At 56.3% G+C, this 15,772-nt stretch carries 15 protein-coding genes; 5 read left to right on the top strand and 10 right to left on the bottom strand.

The features are described from left to right. Nucleotides 1-29: 29 nt before the first annotated feature. The 3 genes from BMZ81_RS02600 to fba form a co-directional block, all read right to left on the bottom strand. Nucleotides 30-1,706, bottom strand: coding sequence for a glycosyl hydrolase family 18 protein (locus BMZ81_RS02600; protein ID WP_242942543.1), 1,677 nt, complete (start codon nucleotides 1,704-1,706; stop codon nucleotides 30-32). Nucleotides 1,707-1,789: 83 nt separating this feature from the next. Continuing rightward, the gene (locus BMZ81_RS02595; protein WP_091128282.1) at nucleotides 1,790-2,293 is read right to left on the bottom strand and encodes an amidase domain-containing protein; all 504 of its coding nucleotides are present in this window, start codon (nucleotides 2,291-2,293) and stop codon (nucleotides 1,790-1,792) included. Between the two features lie 147 nt (nucleotides 2,294-2,440). Further along, entirely contained in the window at nucleotides 2,441-3,409 is a 969-nt protein-coding gene (fba, locus tag BMZ81_RS02590) for a class II fructose-1,6-bisphosphate aldolase (RefSeq protein ID WP_091128279.1), read from the bottom strand. A 230-nt stretch (nucleotides 3,410-3,639) separates the two neighbouring features. Between fba and BMZ81_RS02585 the strand changes: the two genes are divergently transcribed. After that, nucleotides 3,640-4,878 carry a 6-phosphofructokinase gene (locus BMZ81_RS02585; RefSeq protein ID WP_091128278.1) on the top strand — a complete coding sequence of 413 codons (1,239 nt, stop codon included), beginning with the start codon at nucleotides 3,640-3,642 and terminating at the stop codon, nucleotides 4,876-4,878. Nucleotides 4,879-4,949: 71 nt separating this feature from the next. Here BMZ81_RS02585 and BMZ81_RS02580 read toward each other — a convergent pair whose 3' ends face one another. After that, nucleotides 4,950-5,204, bottom strand: coding sequence for a hypothetical protein (locus BMZ81_RS02580; RefSeq protein WP_091128275.1), 255 nt, complete (start codon nucleotides 5,202-5,204; stop codon nucleotides 4,950-4,952). 31 nt (nucleotides 5,205-5,235) lie between these two features. Continuing rightward, nucleotides 5,236-6,006 (bottom strand): type III pantothenate kinase, encoded by a 771-nt coding sequence (locus BMZ81_RS02575; protein WP_091128274.1) that lies wholly within the window; start codon nucleotides 6,004-6,006, stop codon nucleotides 5,236-5,238. Between the two features lie 163 nt (nucleotides 6,007-6,169). Here BMZ81_RS02575 and BMZ81_RS02570 point away from each other — a divergent pair, with 163 nt between their 5' ends. Continuing rightward, a complete protein-coding gene (locus BMZ81_RS02570) occupies nucleotides 6,170-6,697 on the top strand; it encodes a methylated-DNA--[protein]-cysteine S-methyltransferase (RefSeq protein WP_091128272.1) in 528 nt (175 codons plus the stop codon). Between the two features lie 53 nt (nucleotides 6,698-6,750). On the opposite strand, the gene spoIVA is transcribed toward BMZ81_RS02570, so the two are convergent. Next, the gene (spoIVA, locus tag BMZ81_RS02565) at nucleotides 6,751-8,226 is read right to left on the bottom strand and encodes a stage IV sporulation protein A (protein ID WP_091128271.1); all 1,476 of its coding nucleotides are present in this window, start codon (nucleotides 8,224-8,226) and stop codon (nucleotides 6,751-6,753) included. A 238-nt stretch (nucleotides 8,227-8,464) separates the two neighbouring features. On the opposite strand from spoIVA, the gene BMZ81_RS02560 reads away from it, so the two are divergent. The 3 genes from BMZ81_RS02560 to BMZ81_RS02550 all read left to right on the top strand — a co-directional run bounded on the left by BMZ81_RS02560 (nucleotide 8,465) and on the right by BMZ81_RS02550 (nucleotide 10,889). Then, a complete protein-coding gene (locus BMZ81_RS02560) occupies nucleotides 8,465-9,292 on the top strand; it encodes a transporter substrate-binding domain-containing protein (RefSeq protein ID WP_091128402.1) in 828 nt (275 codons plus the stop codon). A 94-nt stretch (nucleotides 9,293-9,386) separates the two neighbouring features. Continuing rightward, nucleotides 9,387-10,109 carry an amino acid ABC transporter permease gene (locus BMZ81_RS02555; protein ID WP_091128268.1) on the top strand — a complete coding sequence of 241 codons (723 nt, stop codon included), beginning with the start codon at nucleotides 9,387-9,389 and terminating at the stop codon, nucleotides 10,107-10,109. 12 nt (nucleotides 10,110-10,121) lie between these two features. Next, a complete protein-coding gene (locus tag BMZ81_RS02550) occupies nucleotides 10,122-10,889 on the top strand; it encodes an amino acid ABC transporter ATP-binding protein (RefSeq protein WP_091128265.1) in 768 nt (255 codons plus the stop codon). A gap of 48 nt (nucleotides 10,890-10,937) precedes the next feature. Here the strand turns inward: BMZ81_RS02550 and BMZ81_RS02545 are convergent, their stop codons facing one another. The 4 genes from BMZ81_RS02545 to pknB form a co-directional block, all read right to left on the bottom strand. Continuing rightward, complete coding sequence (locus tag BMZ81_RS02545) at nucleotides 10,938-12,476, bottom strand: DUF3794 domain-containing protein (protein WP_091128264.1); 1,539 nt, start codon at nucleotides 12,474-12,476, stop codon at nucleotides 10,938-10,940. A gap of 151 nt (nucleotides 12,477-12,627) precedes the next feature. After that, nucleotides 12,628-12,780: a hypothetical protein gene (locus BMZ81_RS13990; protein WP_177187167.1), complete on the bottom strand. Its 153-nt coding sequence runs from the start codon at nucleotides 12,778-12,780 to the stop codon at nucleotides 12,628-12,630. A 99-nt stretch (nucleotides 12,781-12,879) separates the two neighbouring features. Next, nucleotides 12,880-13,767 carry a ribosome small subunit-dependent GTPase A gene (gene rsgA, locus BMZ81_RS02540; RefSeq protein ID WP_091128261.1) on the bottom strand — a complete coding sequence of 296 codons (888 nt, stop codon included), beginning with the start codon at nucleotides 13,765-13,767 and terminating at the stop codon, nucleotides 12,880-12,882. Next, a complete protein-coding gene (gene pknB, locus BMZ81_RS02535) occupies nucleotides 13,767-15,767 on the bottom strand; it encodes a Stk1 family PASTA domain-containing Ser/Thr kinase (protein ID WP_091128259.1) in 2,001 nt (666 codons plus the stop codon). The genes rsgA and pknB overlap by 1 nt, the downstream gene beginning before the upstream one ends. Nucleotides 15,768-15,772 lie beyond the last annotated feature (5 nt).

The following is a 15,772-nucleotide window of genomic DNA, read 5'->3' as shown; positions in this document are numbered from 1 at the left end:
TGGCATAGGATGCTGGGAGCAGGCAGCTCTCAGTTCAGCAGGCCAGACCAGTTCCAAGTGGTGCTGCCGATGGTATACTGGGGGATGCTGCCAAGCCGCCAAAGGGACACGCTCTCCACGCCCAGGAGTTTGGCGGCATTCATAGCGGTCTCTACACTCCTGTTGTCCTGATACCACAGGAAATAGCGGCTGCCATCCTCACTGGTGTAAACTGCCCAGGACTGCTGGTAGGCATCCGACCAGCCTGTGACCGTGTTTGCTTGGGCCAGCCGCTTTGCCACGGTTTCGTTGGTGGGATACAAGGGAGTGCCAGACACCAGGCAGCCGTTTTCATCAATCTGCCAGCATACATTTTTTGCGCTGAAGCCCAATACCAGCTTGGAGACATCCTCCAACTGCTCCACAGCGGCTTTCAGGGACCAGTATACTTGGTCGATAGGCGCTGTGGCGGCCGTCTTGTGATACTCTGTGCCTGTAAACTGGCTCAAATCCCGGGTGTCGTAGTCATAGGCCATCAAAATCACTTTATCCGCCAAGCCTCCGATAGCGGCATAATCATAGCCGTCGTAATAGCTTCCGGTGGTCAGCACCGGGGAGACGCAGACGTACAGGGACTTGTCCACGGCGCGGAGCTGCCATTCCAGCTCCTGCAAAAATGCGGTGAAGTGTTCCCGGCTGGCAGCGCGCAGCCCCTCAAAGTCGATGGTGACGCCGCTGTATGGATTTTTGCCGGCTTCCGGGTAAGAAACCGTCAGCTCGGCGATGATCTGTTCCACCGCCTGGCTGCGCCCATCGGCAGAGGCCAGCATGTCCTTCAGATTTTGACCGTCCATAAACACGTTCAGGTTCAAGGGGACGCCAGCGCTCTCCAGCGTGGAGGTGACCTCCTCATAGCCATTGGGGATGTAGTACACATATCCCACCCGATTCCCCTGGTCTGTGAGCAATTTCGCCTCACTGCCGTCCCAGCTCATGCTGCTCCATCCGGCGCTGACGGCATCCATTTGCTCCGCCAGACTCAGCTGGCTGTACGAGGAGATGGCGTAAAAGCCGTGAACAAAGTCCGTCTCCTGGTGTAGCTTTTCATAAATCCGCACCAGCATAGCCGCCGCCTGTGCACGGGTGGCGGGGGCGTCTGGCGCAAACGTGGCGGCCGAGGTACCCTTGGTCATTCCAATGTCATAGGCCACAGAGATATAGCCCCGCCGTTCCGTCACATCGGTGAAGGGCAGGCTGCCCTGCTTCTCTGCCAGGGCGGCCGCGCTGCTAAGTCCCAATGCGCGCACCAGCATCTCAGACATCTCCCCCCGGGTAATGGGATCGTTTGGCCGGAGGGGGCTGTCGGTATCAATCACGTTGTGATTCACTGCCTCCTCAATGGCGGTGAGATAGGTGTCGGACAGGTCGTCCTCAGCGATCTCCAGTGTCTGGAAGGGGATTTTCCACATGGCGACATGGGCGTCATAACCGGCGGACCAGCCCATCATCCGGTCCAGCACCGTTATGAACTGTACCCGGGTCATGGAGTCGCCGTAGCCAAATGTTGTGGCGCCATAACCATTCATCAGTCCGTAGTCCACGGCTTTCTGCACTTCACTTGAAAGAGAACTTTCTGCCGGCACATCCGCAAAAGCCGCGCTTGCTGCCGGAACAGCCATAGAAACCGTCAGTGCCAGCGCCAGCAGGCCAGACCATATCTTCTTCATGGAAACACCTCTTCTTTTCCCGGATGTTCTCATGATAACACGGGACCGGCAGAATTCATGAACAATTCCTTAAATTTTCCATCCTATGGCCGTACCGTTCCGGTGATGTGGAGATACCGGATATTCCGGAATTCATAGGTGGAAAGCGGCCGGTTGTCAGCGTCATAGCTGTGGGCAGCAACCAGGACATTTTCCAGTGTGGCCGGCTGCCCAACGGAGACAACTACTGGGGAATGCTGAAATCCCTGCCCCTTAAAGCTCAGCTGTACAAGATCTCCCGGACGCAGGTCTTCCAGGCCGCATGGCTCTCCCACCGGTCCCACGGAAAAGGTCTTTCGGGTCAGGAAATTCCAAAGGTATTCCACCCCCGTCCAGGCGGGCGCCTTTTGGTTGGCATTGATATAGTACCACCCGAAGGTGGGCGTAAAATTCATAATGCCGGTACCGGCGAAGATGCACTGGGACGCAAAGTTCGTGCAGTCGCCGCCCAGAAGCTCGTAGTCGTAAAACTTCGGGTTGCGGCCATAGGCCCACTCGTGGGCGTAGAGTACAGCGGCACGGCGGTCATAGTCCTGTAAAAAGCGCATGGTGGTCTCCCCTCCCCTTTTTTCCAGTCTATGCGGCCAGAGAGAAAAGGGTCCCGGCATATGAAAACCCCGCGCCGATCAGCAGACGGCGCGGGGTTGAGGTGCGGATATGCCCTCCCAAGACGAATGCGCTTCGTGGAGGAATGGTTACGCCTTATGGTCGCAGCCCAGGACGTCCACGATTTTGTGGGACACCATGTCCTTGATGGCCTGGCGGGCGGGCTTCAGATATTCCCGGGGATCGAACTTGTCGGGATGCTCCGCCATGAACTTCCGGACAGTGCCGGTCATGGCCATGCGAAGGTCGGTGTCGATGTTGATCTTGCACACAGACAGCTCCGCAGCATGGCGCAGCTGCTCTTCGGGGATACCGACGGCGTCCGGCATTCTGCCGCCGTTTTCGTTGACCATCTTCACGAACTCCTGAGGCACGGAGGAAGAGCCGTGCAGTACGATGGGGAACCCAGGCAGACGGCGGGAGACCTCCTCCAGTACGTCAAAGCGCAGCGGGGGCGGAACCAAGACGCCCTTCTCGTTGCGGGTGCACTGCTCGGCGGTGAACTTGTAAGCGCCGTGGCTGGTGCCGATAGCGATGGCCAGGGAGTCGCAGCCGGTCTTGGTGACGAACTCCTCAACCTCCTCCGGGCGGGTATAGGAGGAATCAGCAGCGGAGACCTTCACATCGTCCTCAATGCCGGCCAGAGTGCCAAGCTCCGCCTCCACCACCACGCCGTGGTCGTGCGCATATTCCACTACCTTCTTGGTGATCTCAATGTTTTCGGCAAAGGGCTTGGAAGAGGCGTCGATCATGACGGAGGTAAAGCCGCCGTCGATGCAGCTCTTGCAGGTCTCAAAGTCGGGGCCGTGGTCCAGATGCAGCACAATGGGAATATTGGGACATTCTGTCACAGCGGCCTCCACCAACTTCAAAAGATACGTGTGGTTAGCATAGGCGCGGGCCCCCTTGGACACCTGCAGGATCAGCGGCGCTTCCAGATCGCGGGCAGCCTCGGTAATGCCCTGCACGATTTCCATGTTGTTGACATTGAACGCGCCGATGGCATAGCCGCCGCTGTAGGCCTTCTTAAACATTTCGGTAGAGGTTACCAGTGGCATAACAATCATCCTCCTGAAAAAATTGAAAATTCCATCTTCTCCCGTCCTTTGTAATCGCTTGCGCACAAAAAATGTCAGTTTACGCAAAAGACTTGTGAATTTTCACGATCCGAAAAGACGAAAACGATTTTCTTATTTGATAATATCACAATAATTTTAAATTGCAAGTATTTACATTTCTTTTTTTGGATGCTATGATGAAAGAAATCAAATTCAGAGGAGGATTTCCAATGAGTGAACTGAAAGGCGCCTGTATTTTTGGTCAATCCGGAGGGCCGACTTCGGTCATCAACGCCAGTGCCTACGGCGTGATTGACACCGCCTTGAAAAATCCAAATATTACCCGTGTCCTCGGTGCAGAGCACGGCATCAAGGGCGTTTTGAATGACCGTCTGTTTGACATGGGCCAGGAAGACCCGGCGGAGCTGGCTCTGCTGAAATATACCCCCTCTTCCGCGCTTGGATCCTGCCGCTATAAGATGGCGGATCCGGATGTGGATGATACGGATTACAAGCGGATTCTGGAGATCTTCAAGAAATATAATGTCCGCTATTTCTTCTATAACGGCGGCAATGACTCTATGGACACCTGCAATAAGATCAGCAAGTATATGCAAAAGGTGGGATATGAGTGCCGCGTTATGGGCGTGCCTAAAACTATCGACAATGACCTTTTCGGTACCGACCATTGCCCAGGCTATGCCTCCGCCGCCAAGTACATTGCCACCTCCTGCATGGAGGTCTACCAGGATGCCCGGGTGTATGACACCGGCATGGTCTGCATCATCGAGATCATGGGCCGCCATGCTGGCTGGTTAGCCGGTGCCGCGGCGCTTGCCACCGCCTATGGTGCGGGCCCCGACCTGGTGTACCTGCCGGAGGTGGACTTTGACATGGACGCCTTCCTGGCCGATGTGGAGCGCATCTATAAGGAGAAGGGCAACTGCATGGTGGCCGTATCTGAGGGTATCCACTACGCCGACGGATCTTTCGTCTCTGAAGCCAAGGCCTCCGCCACCGACGGCTTTGGACATGCCCAGCTGGGCGGCCTTGCCGCCACACTGGCCGCCGTGGTCAAAGAGAAGACCGGCGCCAAGGTCCGCGGCATTGAGCTGAGCCTGCTGCAGCGCTGCGGTGCGCACCTTGCCTCCGAGACGGATATTGAGGAATCCTTCATGTCCGGCAAGGCTGCCGTAGAGAACGCTGTAAACGGCATTACTGACAAGATGGTGGGCTTTGAGCGTCTGGAGCAGGGGGGCAAATACCTCTGCCGCACCAGACTCCTTCCGCTTACCGAGGTGGCCAATACGGAAAAGAAGGTGCCCTTGGAGTGGATCAATGCCGCCCATAACGGCGTGGAGCGGCCCTTTATCAACTACGTGCTGCCTTTGATTCAGGGTGAGCCCGAACTTCCCAAACAGGATTCCCTGCCACGCTTTGCCAAGCTGAAAAAAGTGCTGGTGAAGTGACAGCATTTCGCCGCCCCGTGTTTATTAAAAATGCCAGGCATGCTGCAGCATGCCTGGCATTTTTGGACGATTCAACCGTCAAGTTCTGTTTGCGCTGGAAGATGCGTATAAAGGGCATACGCGTCTTTTACATAACGGTTAATAAACGTATTTAGACCATATCCCCGCTCCGCAAGCGCTTTCATACATGCGACATTCTCGTGTCCTGTGCTTACATCACTGTACAAGTAAACGCTTCCGTTGGCAAACAGGACTTTTATATAAGTTTCTCCGACATCATAAGCCAGAATGCCGGAACATTCGTTCCGATTTGCATACGCCGTCATGGATCATCTCCCGTTTCCGCCGCGGAATGGCTTATTTATTTTTCTGATAAATAGCCCATAAGCCGTTCATCAGAAGGTATTTGTCATAGGTGATAGAATTCCGGCAGTAGCGCACAATCACAGGGGCATTTCCTCCAGTGGCAACCACACTGACCTCCCGTCCGGCAAACTGCTCCCGAATGCGGTCAATGACACCGTCCAGCATGCCTGCGGTTCCATAGACGATGCCGGAGCGCATGCAGTCCTCCGTATTCTTTCCAATCAAAGCCTTTGGCCGCTGCAGAGAGATAGCCGGCAGCTGCGCCGCCCGTCGGGAGAGGGCCTCCAGGGACACATTGACGCCCGGCAGCAGCAGCCCTCCCTCATAGGTCCGCCCCTCCGAAATCACGCCGATGGTAGTGGCGGTGCCCATGTCGATGGTAATGATAGGCGGCTGAAACTTCTCCAGCGCTGCCACGGCGTCCGCCACAATGTCCGCACCCACCTGGGTCTGCACCTCCATCCGGAGATTCAGCCCGGTCTTTACACCGGGTCCCACCACCATGGGAGGTTTCCCAAGAAGACGTGTCAGCGCCTTCTCCATCATAAAATTCAGCGGCGGCACCACGCTGCAGACAATGGCGCCGGTGACCTCGGTATAACGGTAGTGATACAGGGTAAACAGGTTCATCAGGTCAATACTGATCTGGTCAGCGGTCTTTCGGCTGTCAGTGTCCAGCGCAGCTAAAAAACGCAGATCCTTGTTGTGATCAAACAGCCCCACAGAGGTTGTGGAGTTGCCCACATCAATTGCCAGCAGCATGTAAACGGCGCCCCTTTCATGGTGATATGCTCTTATAGTATCATGCTCTGCCTCCGCCTGCAAGTATCCCAACCCCCTCATTTTGCGGCGTTGGAGAAAAGCGGTTGAAAGACAGCGCGCTCTCCGGTATACTGAAAGAGAAGAGAGAGAGGAGTGGGGTGCCATGACATATCTGGCTGTGTGCCAATCCCCCGTGGGACAGCTGCATCTGGCCTCGGACGGCGGAGCCATCACAGGACTTTGGATTTCAGGTCAGAAGTATTTTGCCGCTGCGCTGGAAAAGAATGCGGCGGAACAGGATCTTCCGGTTTTTCACCAGGCTGTAAATTGGCTGGATGCTTATTTTTCGAAGAGCCCCCTCCCTGCCCTGCCGCCCCTGGCACCGCAAGGTACGCCTTTTCGCCAGGCGGTGTGGGCGATGCTGCAGGAAATTCCATACGGACAGATCACCACATACGGAGAGTTGGCCCGCAGGCTGCGCGAGCGCGGCATCTCTGCTGCGGCACAGGCGGTTGGCGGCGCGGTGGGCCACAATCCTGTTTCCATTCTCATCCCCTGCCACCGCGTGGTAGGCAGCGATGGCAGTCTGACCGGCTATGCCGGGGGACTGGCAAACAAGCAGTTTTTGCTGGAACTGGAGGGTGTGGATATGCACGGGCTGTATGTTCCAAAGCGGGGAACGGCGCTGTAAAGCCCCGTCGTTGAAAAGTGCCGGAGGGATATCCCTCCGGCACTTTCCCATCATTAAAGAATGATGCAGATCAGTCCGCCGCTGCCCTCGTTGATGATACGGGTCAGCGTTTCCTGCAGCTTCCGCCGGGCGTCCTCCGGCATCCGCTTCAGCTTGGTCTGCAAATCTTCGTTCACCAGCTCGTGGAAGCTGCGTCCAAAGATGTTGGACTGCCAGATTTTACTGGTGTCCCCCTCAAATTCCTGCAGCAGATAGTTTACCATGTCCTCAGACTGCTTTTCATTGCCAACAATGGGGCTGACCGCGGTTTCGATGTCCGCCCGGATCATATGGATGCTGGGTGCGCTGGCCTTCAGACGGACGCCATACCGGCCGCCCTGCTTCATGATCTCCGGTTCCTCCAGCGTTAGCTCGTCAATACCTGGCACCACAATGCCGTATCCCGTCTCCCGCACATCCTTCAGGGCTCCGGCCACTTTGTCATACTCCGTCTTGACCGCTGCCAGCCGGGTCAGCAGGCTCATCAGATCTCCGTCATCGGCCACGTCGAAGCCGGACTGCTCAGAAAGCGTCCGGTAGAACAGCTCCCTGGGCAGCCGCAGCTGGGCAGTAGCCACACCAGTTCCCAGATCAATACCGGTGATCTTTGCCTCGCTGATGTCCTCACAGGCTCCGAGCGTTGTGATAACGCCGTCCACCTCCCGGATGTGGTGGAGCTGTGCCGTCCCCTGCCGCACCGCTTCATACAGCCCAGCCTTGATAGGATGCTGGTCCGGCAGGGCGTCCACCCATGGCGGCAGGAAGAGATCCAGCTCCTGCATGGGGAACTCATAGAGTACCGCCTTCAAAATGCCGGCAACGTCCTCCTCTCCCAGATCCAGACAGTTGACGGGCATGCAGTTGACCTCATACCGGGAGGCGATGTCTGCTGCAATGGCTGTGGCCCGGCTGGATTTCGGATCTGCGGAGTTCAGCAGTACGATGAAGGGCTTCCCCAGCTCCTGCAGTTCCCGGATTACCCGTTCCTCCGCCTCCAGATAGTCCTCCCTTGGAATGTCCGCCACGCTGCCATCGGTGGTGATGACAATCCCGATGGTGGAGTGTTCGGCAATTACCTTCCGGGTGCCGATCTCCGCGGCCTCTGTCATGGGAATCTCGTGGTCATACCAGGGAGTCGTGACCATCCGGGGTGTGTCATCCTCAAATTGGCCGATGGCCCCCTTCACCATGTATCCCACGCAGTCAATCAGGCGCACGGAAAAGGCCGCGCCGTCTGGCAGCTGAATTTGTGCCGCCTCTTCCGGAACGAATTTGGGCTCTGCCGTCATGATGGTCCGGCCAGAGCCACTCTGGGGAAGCTCATCCCGGGCCCGTTCCTTCCGATAGACGTTTTCGATGTTTGGAATGACCTGGGTCTCCATGAACCGCTTGATGAAGGTGGACTTCCCCGTCCGCACCGGGCCCACCACGCCGATATAAATATCCCCTGCGGTGCGGGTGGCGATATTCTGATAAATACTGGTATTCATAGCATCCCGTCCTTTTTCCGCTCCATATTCATGGTATATCTCTATGTCCCATCCTTTGAAAGTATGACAGCCCGTCTCGCTTTAGCAAAACTGCACAAAATTAGCAGGTTATCTTCTCCTTACTTCTGGCGGTTTCCGACTTTACAGCTTTAATTTAGTCTGGTAAACTACTAATGAGTTAAATGAAACGGCATTGGAGTTGCCCTTTCAAAGTATTGGAGGATGAATGATGAAAAATATGAAGAAAGTTTGGGCCCTTTTGCTGGCCCTGGCCATGACGGCCTCCATGGCGGCCTGTGGCGGCAGCGGCAGTGACACCCAGACGCCTGCTGACAACGCAGACAACGCTGCTCCCGAAGAAGAGACCACCGTCGTCTACGCAGTGGAAGCCGGTTCCGCCGGTGAAGCAGCCGCACAGGAAAACGGTTTTGAGATGAACTCCGTCGGTTCCCAAGCGGACGCCCTGATGGAAGTCCAGGCAGGTACCTCTGACGCCGCCATCATCGATTCCCTGATGGCCGGCGCCATGGTGGGTGAAGGCACCAGCTACCCTGATTTGAAGGTCACTGACCAGAAGCTGACGGAAGAGCTGTACGGTGTCGGCTGCCGCAAGGGCAGTGACCTGGCCTCCTATATCAATATGGTTTTCGGCGAGGCCTATGCGGACGGTTCCATGCAGGAGATCGCAACGACATATGGTGTGCAGGAAGCTCTGGTGGAGCAGGCTGCCTCCGAGTTCACCGCCGCTGAGAGCGACAGCGATGTGGCTTACATCCAGGACAAGGGCACGCTGATTATCGGCATCACCGACTTTGAGCCCATGGACTATCAGAACGATAGCGGCGAGTGGATCGGTTTTGACGCTGACATGGCCAAACTCGTGGCGGAAAAGCTGGGCGTGGAGGCACAGTTCATCGTCATTGACTGGGACAGCAAGATCATGGAGCTGGACTCCAAGAACATCGATGTGGTGTGGAATGGCATGACACTGACCGATGCCGTCCTGGAAGCCATGGAGTGCACCAACGCCTATTGCAACAACGCACAGGTGGTTGTTACCAAGTAAGCTTTCCCTGTGATGATACTTCAAAGGCAGAGAGCAGAGATGCTCTCTGCCTTTGGACAGTTTTCTGAATACAATTTTAGAGGAGAGTATACGCATGTTTTGGACGGTTACCCTGTCGCTGCTCAAGGGGCTCAGCGCCGCAACGCAGCTGTTCTTCCTGACACTGTTGTTTGCGCTGCCGTTGGGGCTTCTCATCGCCTTTGGCTCCATGAGCAAATGGCGGCCATTCCGTTTTTTGCTCTACAGGCAGGAAAATCCCGGCCGGGGGACGGCCTGGCTTGCTGCTCTTCGGCCTGTCAGTGCACTGACCAACGTTGTTGTGTGGATCATCCGTGGCACGCCGCTGATGCTCCAGCTTATCATCATCTTCTACGGGCCGGGGCTCTGGTTTGACAACAATATCTGGTCCTTTGGAAATGGCCGGATGTTCGCCTGTACGGTGGCCTTTGTCATCAATTATGCCTGTTATTTCTCCGTGATCTACCGGGGCGGCATTGAGGGCGTGCCTGTGGGCCAGCGGGAGGCCGGCGAGGTGCTGGGCATGACCAAGCGGCAGATTTTCTTCAGGATTACCCTGCTCCAGATGGTCAAGCGGGTGGTACCGCCCATGTCCAACGAGATCATCACCCTTGTGAAGGATACCTCCCTGGCCCGCATCATCGCCATCACAGAGCTGATTAAAGCCGGTGAGGCATTTATGAAATCCGACGGCATCACTTGGCCGCTGTTCTACACAGCGGTTTACTACCTAATTTTCGTTGGAATTCTGACCATTCTCTTCAATCTGATTGAGCGAAAGCTCAGCTACTTTAAATAAGGGGGCGGCGCTATGTCCATTTTGGAAGTACAGCATCTTGAAAAGCATTTTGACTCCACCAAGGTCCTCAATGACATCAGCTTCTCCCTGGAGCAGGGACAGGCCCTGTCCATTATCGGTTCCTCCGGCAGCGGAAAGACCACACTGCTGCGGTGCCTGAACTTTCTGGAGACGCCGGACAACGGCACCATCTCGGTTCAGGGAGAGATCCTCTTCGATGCAGCGAATCCGCAGACGCAGCTGGAGAGCGAAATTCGGAAAAAGCGGCTTCACTTCGGCCTGGTCTTTCAAAGCTTCAACCTCTTTCCCCAGTACACAGCCCTGCAAAACGTCACCCTGGCCCGGGAGTTGATGGCCAAGGAACATGGCGGCGAGCGCAAAGAGGATATCGAGGCTGCGGGACGGGAGCTTCTGGCCCAGATGGGACTTGCAGACCGGGCGGAACACTACCCGCACCAGCTCTCCGGCGGTCAGCAGCAGCGGGTTGCCATTGCCCGGGCGTTGGCCATGCATCCGGACATCCTCTGCTTCGACGAGCCGACTTCCGCCCTGGATCCAGAGCTTACCGGTGAGGTCCTGCGGGTCATCCGAAACCTGGCAGAACAAAAAACCACAATGATCATCGTCACCCATGAAATGGCGTTTGCCCGCGACGTGGCAGATCAGGTGATCTTCATGGATGGCGGCTTCATTGTGGAGCAGGGCAATCCCCACGATGTCATTGAGCATCCAAAAGAGGAGCGCACCCGTCAGTTCCTGGCCCGCTATACGGAAAATTAAATCGGCAAGCGGCAAATGAGAGGCGGAAATTCCGCCTCTCATTTTATGTTACACCCGCTTTCTTGGAATCAGCAGCAGCTGATCCCGCGCCAGTTCCTCCTCGCTTTCCAGCTGGTTGGCAGAGAGAATAGCCGCAATCGTGGTACGGTACCGTTTGGCTAAGTCCCAGGCGGATTCCTGCTTTCCAAGGCAGCGCAGCACCAAAGAGGGCGCCCCTGCGGTTTCTCTGGGTGCTTCCGTGTTTACCTTAGCACTGGTAATGCAGATGCGCTTAACCTTGGCAGCGGCCTCCACATGGAAGTCTATCGGGAACCGAACCTCAATGCCGCGGTCACCCAGACTGCCCTGCACCTCCTCGCTGCAGCCGGCCCAGGCGGACACACGGCAGTCCTCCGGCAGCTCCAGCTGGCAGGAGACGTCCAGGCACCGCTCGGCCACCAGCGGAACGCCGCCCTCATCCAGGTACAGCGCCCGCACCGCCGCTACCGTGCGCAGGATCGCACTCTCCCCCTCCCGGGTGACAGATACCGCACCGCACCGGACAGAGACGGAGAGAATAGACTCCGCAACCACACCGATCTCCAGCACCTCCCGCACAGTCTGACGGCGTGTCAGGCTCTCACAAAAAGAGGTCAGCGGCAAGGGAGCGGCATCATATGTCAGGTCAAACACAGTGGAGTACAGGTCATTCAGCAGTGTCAGTGCCCGCTCCTCCCGCAGCAATGCGGTAGCATGGAGATACAGGGTTACGGCAATTTCCCGGCCCTCATCATCTCCGCCGTCAATTTGGAAATCCGTCCCGGTCAGTGTCAGGTGAAGCAATGCAGCAGAGCCCTCTGCGGCGCCGTCCACTTCCATGATTTGAGAAAAAGGCAGCTCTCCCGTTGTGGCACAGCAGCGTCCGGCAGCTGTGCGGTACAGCAGCTCTACCGTGAACATGCCCTTGAAGATGAGCTTACTGCCCACGATTTTGCTCTCCGTCACAGTGCTGTTCACACGGCTGGTCAGCAGTTCCGCCGCGCCGTCCCGGCCCGGAGACAGGTTCATTGTCTCCGTAAATGTAAAGTCCTTCTCTGCGATATGTGTCAGGATCATCGCCTTTTGCTGTTCCTGCCGTTTTTCAATGCAGAGGGACTTCTCCGCCTCCACATCCGTACAGAAACCCATGGAAACCCGCTGATAGCCGGTGATTCTTGTTACCAGCTTGCAGTGGGTGAATACCTTTCTGGGATTCAGCATTCTGGTTTCCAGAAGCTCTGTCTCCGTCTCTGCTGTCAGCGCCACACAGTCCGGCATAGCTCGCCCGTCGCTCTCCGCTGTGAAGGGTATTGCAAATTCCAGAGTCCGAATGCCGCCCTCCCCATCCGGCGTATACAGTACCGTCACCCGGACGGTTCCGGAGACCTCTGCCTTTCCGTCCCGGATTTCCCGGCTGTGCAGGTAGACCTTTCCATCCGTCTCAATAATGCGCGCAATATCCGGGCAGTAGTCCGGCACAATGGTTTCAGTGGTCTCCTCCTGTGTTAGCGTCAGCTCACCGCCTGCTTCAAAAGCGTTGAAGGCCTCTTTTTTCAATTCCAGTTCCATGGTTGCCCATCCTTTCCCGGCTGTTCATGTTCTGCTTTTAATGTATGAGCAGCCGGAAGGGCTTATTCATGAATTTTAAATAGCTTCCGCAAAATTCCGCATAGGGCCTTGGGGGATTTCCAAACCACAATTTTCATACGCTTGCTCCTTTCTAACGCCTGCAGCAGGCGCAGCCGCATGCAATCAACAGAAACGCCACCAGGAACAGCAAGGCCCCCACCGGGAAGATCGCCGCAATCAGGATCCCGGAGCCAAGAGCAATGCCGCAAAAGCCCAGAAGCCAGCAGCCGCCTCCACGAAACATCCGTCACACGCCCCTTTCTTCAGTACCAGTATATACAGGCGGGGCTGTCCAGCGTGCAAAAAAACCGCCCGGGATCCGCTGGATCCCGGGCCACATCGGTTATTTTTTCTTTTCCTGCCAATCTTGCAAAGGCTTCAGCTCTTCATAGAGGCGAATATAGCTCTCATGGCGGCTTTTTTGGATCCCGCCGTTCTTCACAGCCTCCAACACAGCGCACCCCTTCTCCTTGGTGTGGCTGCATCCAATGAAACGGCACCCATCCAAATAGGGTCTGAATTCCCGGAACGCCTCCGGCAGATGGTGTTTCAGCTGCAAGTTCAGCTCCTCTGTTTCAAACGAGGAAAAGCCGGGGGAATCCACCACGTCCGCACCACAGGAGAGATGGTACAACTCCACATGCCGGGTGGTGTGCCGTCCACGGCCCAAGGCTGCGCTGATTTCCCCCACCTGGATATGAAAGGTATCGTCCAATCGGTTTAAAATGCTGGATTTTCCGACGCCGGAATTCCCTGTAAAGGCAGATAGCTTTCCAGAAATAAGCGGTTTCAGTACCTCTAATCCCTCCCCAGTTTCTGCGCTGACCCGAAGGGTTTGGAACCCGGCGGCAGAGTAGATGCGGTACAACTCATCGGCAGGATCCAGATCGCACTTATTCAGCAAAAGAATCACTCCGCATGCCTTTAAGGACGCGATGGCGGCCACCCGGTCGATAAGAAAGGGATCCGTTTTAGGTACGGCAGCAGAGGCAATGACCACCAGCTGGTCAATATTGGCCACCGCTGGCCGGACAAAGGCGTTGTGCCGGGGAGCAATGGACTCTACAAAGCCCTCGCCGTTTCCAAGCTCCCGGACCTCCACCCAGTCCCCTACCAGGGGGGAGACGCCTTCTTTCCGAAACTTCCCCCTGGCGCGGCAGGTCAGCAGCTCCCCTTCCGTCTGCACATAATAGAAGCCGCTGAGGGCCTTTTGAATTCTTCCCTGTACCATCAGCTGAACTGCAGCACCGTGGACGTGGACAGCTCACCATCAATGTAGACGGTGGCCTCAGCTGATCCGGTGCCGGTAAATTCCCGGGTAAATGTCCAGTTCCAATCCGCAAATACCAGTGTATCGTCATAGACCAAGCTGCCGTCCAGATATACCTGAATGCGTCCGCTGTCCCGGTCTGTGGGCAAAGACACCGTCAGTATGTCGGATCCGCTTCCCTGGCTGATTCCCTTTCCGTTGCTGACCTTGAATTTAATGGTGTCGCCTTCTTTAGCGGTGGCGCCGCCGTCGATGCTCTGCCAGGTAATAATGCCCTCATCCTCATCACTGTCCACCCACTCGATATCGGCGTCGGTGCAGGTCAGGGGCCACGGGCCTTTCAGCTGCTCACGGACCTTGTCAATTGGCTGTCCTACAAAGAACGGCACGGGGAACTCCTCCAGCTGGGGGCCTTTGCTGATCACCAGCGTAATGGTGTCGCCCTTTTTCAGCGGTTCTCCCTTGGCAGGGCTTGAGGAAATAATATAACCGCTGTTGACCTCATCACTGAACACCCAGGCCTCCTCAGAAGGCTCTTCCATGGTCAGCTCATAGTCCTCTATCAGCTTCTTCATCAGGATTTTTGCCTCCTGATATGTCTTGTTGGTGATGTCAAGCATTTCCCCGGTAGCCGCGCCGGTGCTGACTTTTACCTCAATGATCAGGTTTTCTCCCTTTTTCAGGGTGTCTGCCTTTGGATCCTGCCAGAAGATTTCTCCCGCTGGGGCCTCGTCATTGGCCTCCTCAGTGGAATTGATGGTGAAAATGTCTTTGACCCGCTCGTCGTTTTCCGCCTCTTCCAGCGTCATACCGATGAGATCTGGAACCGCATATTCTGGTGTCTTCTCTCCAAAGGAGCTCAAAATAAACCGGAACAGGAAAAACACCAGCACCAGCGCAACCACCACCGCGCCCGTTATCATGGCAATCTGGCGTTTTCCGCTTTGGACGGAAACTGTTTCATACGCATCATTCCGGCGGCGCTCCCGATCATAGCTGCCCTCCCGCTCCCGAACAGAGCGATGGCTTTGACCGGCATTGGCGGCCGCGTGGACGCCGGCTGTCCGCAGCAGACGGGTGGGCTCGTCCTCCTCCGCCGGGCGCAGATCCTCCATCTCAAAGTCCAGGTTGACGCCCGGGTTTTTCCGGAAAGCCTCCAGATCCGCAATCATGGCGTCCGCCGATGGATAGCGCCGCTCCAAATCCGGCGCCATGGCCTTCATGCAGATCAGCTCCAGCTGCTCCGGAATTTCCTGGTTAATCTCCCGCGGTGCCAGTGGGATGGAGCTCAAATGCTGAATCGCCACCGATACGGCGGAATCTCCCTCAAAGGGCAGCCGCCCGGTCAGCATCTCATACAGTACCACACCGGCGGAATAGATGTCGCTGCGGGCATCGGTGCGGTCTCCTCTCGCCTGCTCCGGCGAGATGTAGTGGACTGATCCCAGCGCCTCCTGGGTCAGGGTCTGGGCGGAGTTCTCCAGACAGGCGATGCCAAAGTCAGCCACCTTGACGCTGCCGTCCCGCAAAACCATGACGTTTTGCGGCTTGATATCCCGATGCACGATGCCCCGGCTGTGTGCGTGGCTGAGTCCTCGCATAATCTGGGTGATAAAGTGCAGGGATTCCCGCCAGTTCAGCTGGCCGCGCTTTTCCATATACTGCTTCAGCGTGATGCCGTCAATCAACTCCATGACGATGTACTCCACATCGCCGCCCCGGGACACGTCGTATACCGACACGATATTGGGATGGGACAGCTGGGCAACTGCCTGGGATTCCGCATTGAAGCGGCGGCGGAAGTCCTCATTCTGGGCCAGATCACTCTTTAAAATTTTGATTGCCACCAACCGGTTCAGCCGGTGACATTTTGCCTTGTAGACCACCGCCATGCCGCCTGTGCCGATACGCTCCAGGATTTCATACCGGTTGTCCAGCATTTTTCCAATGTACTGATCCATTCGTC

It is taken from the genome of Oscillibacter sp. PC13 (genome assembly GCF_900115635.1).
GTDB lineage: Bacteria > Bacillota > Clostridia > Oscillospirales > Oscillospiraceae > Oscillibacter.
The sequence above is the reverse complement of the archived record's forward strand: the minus strand, read 5'-3'. Positions and strand labels throughout refer to the sequence as shown.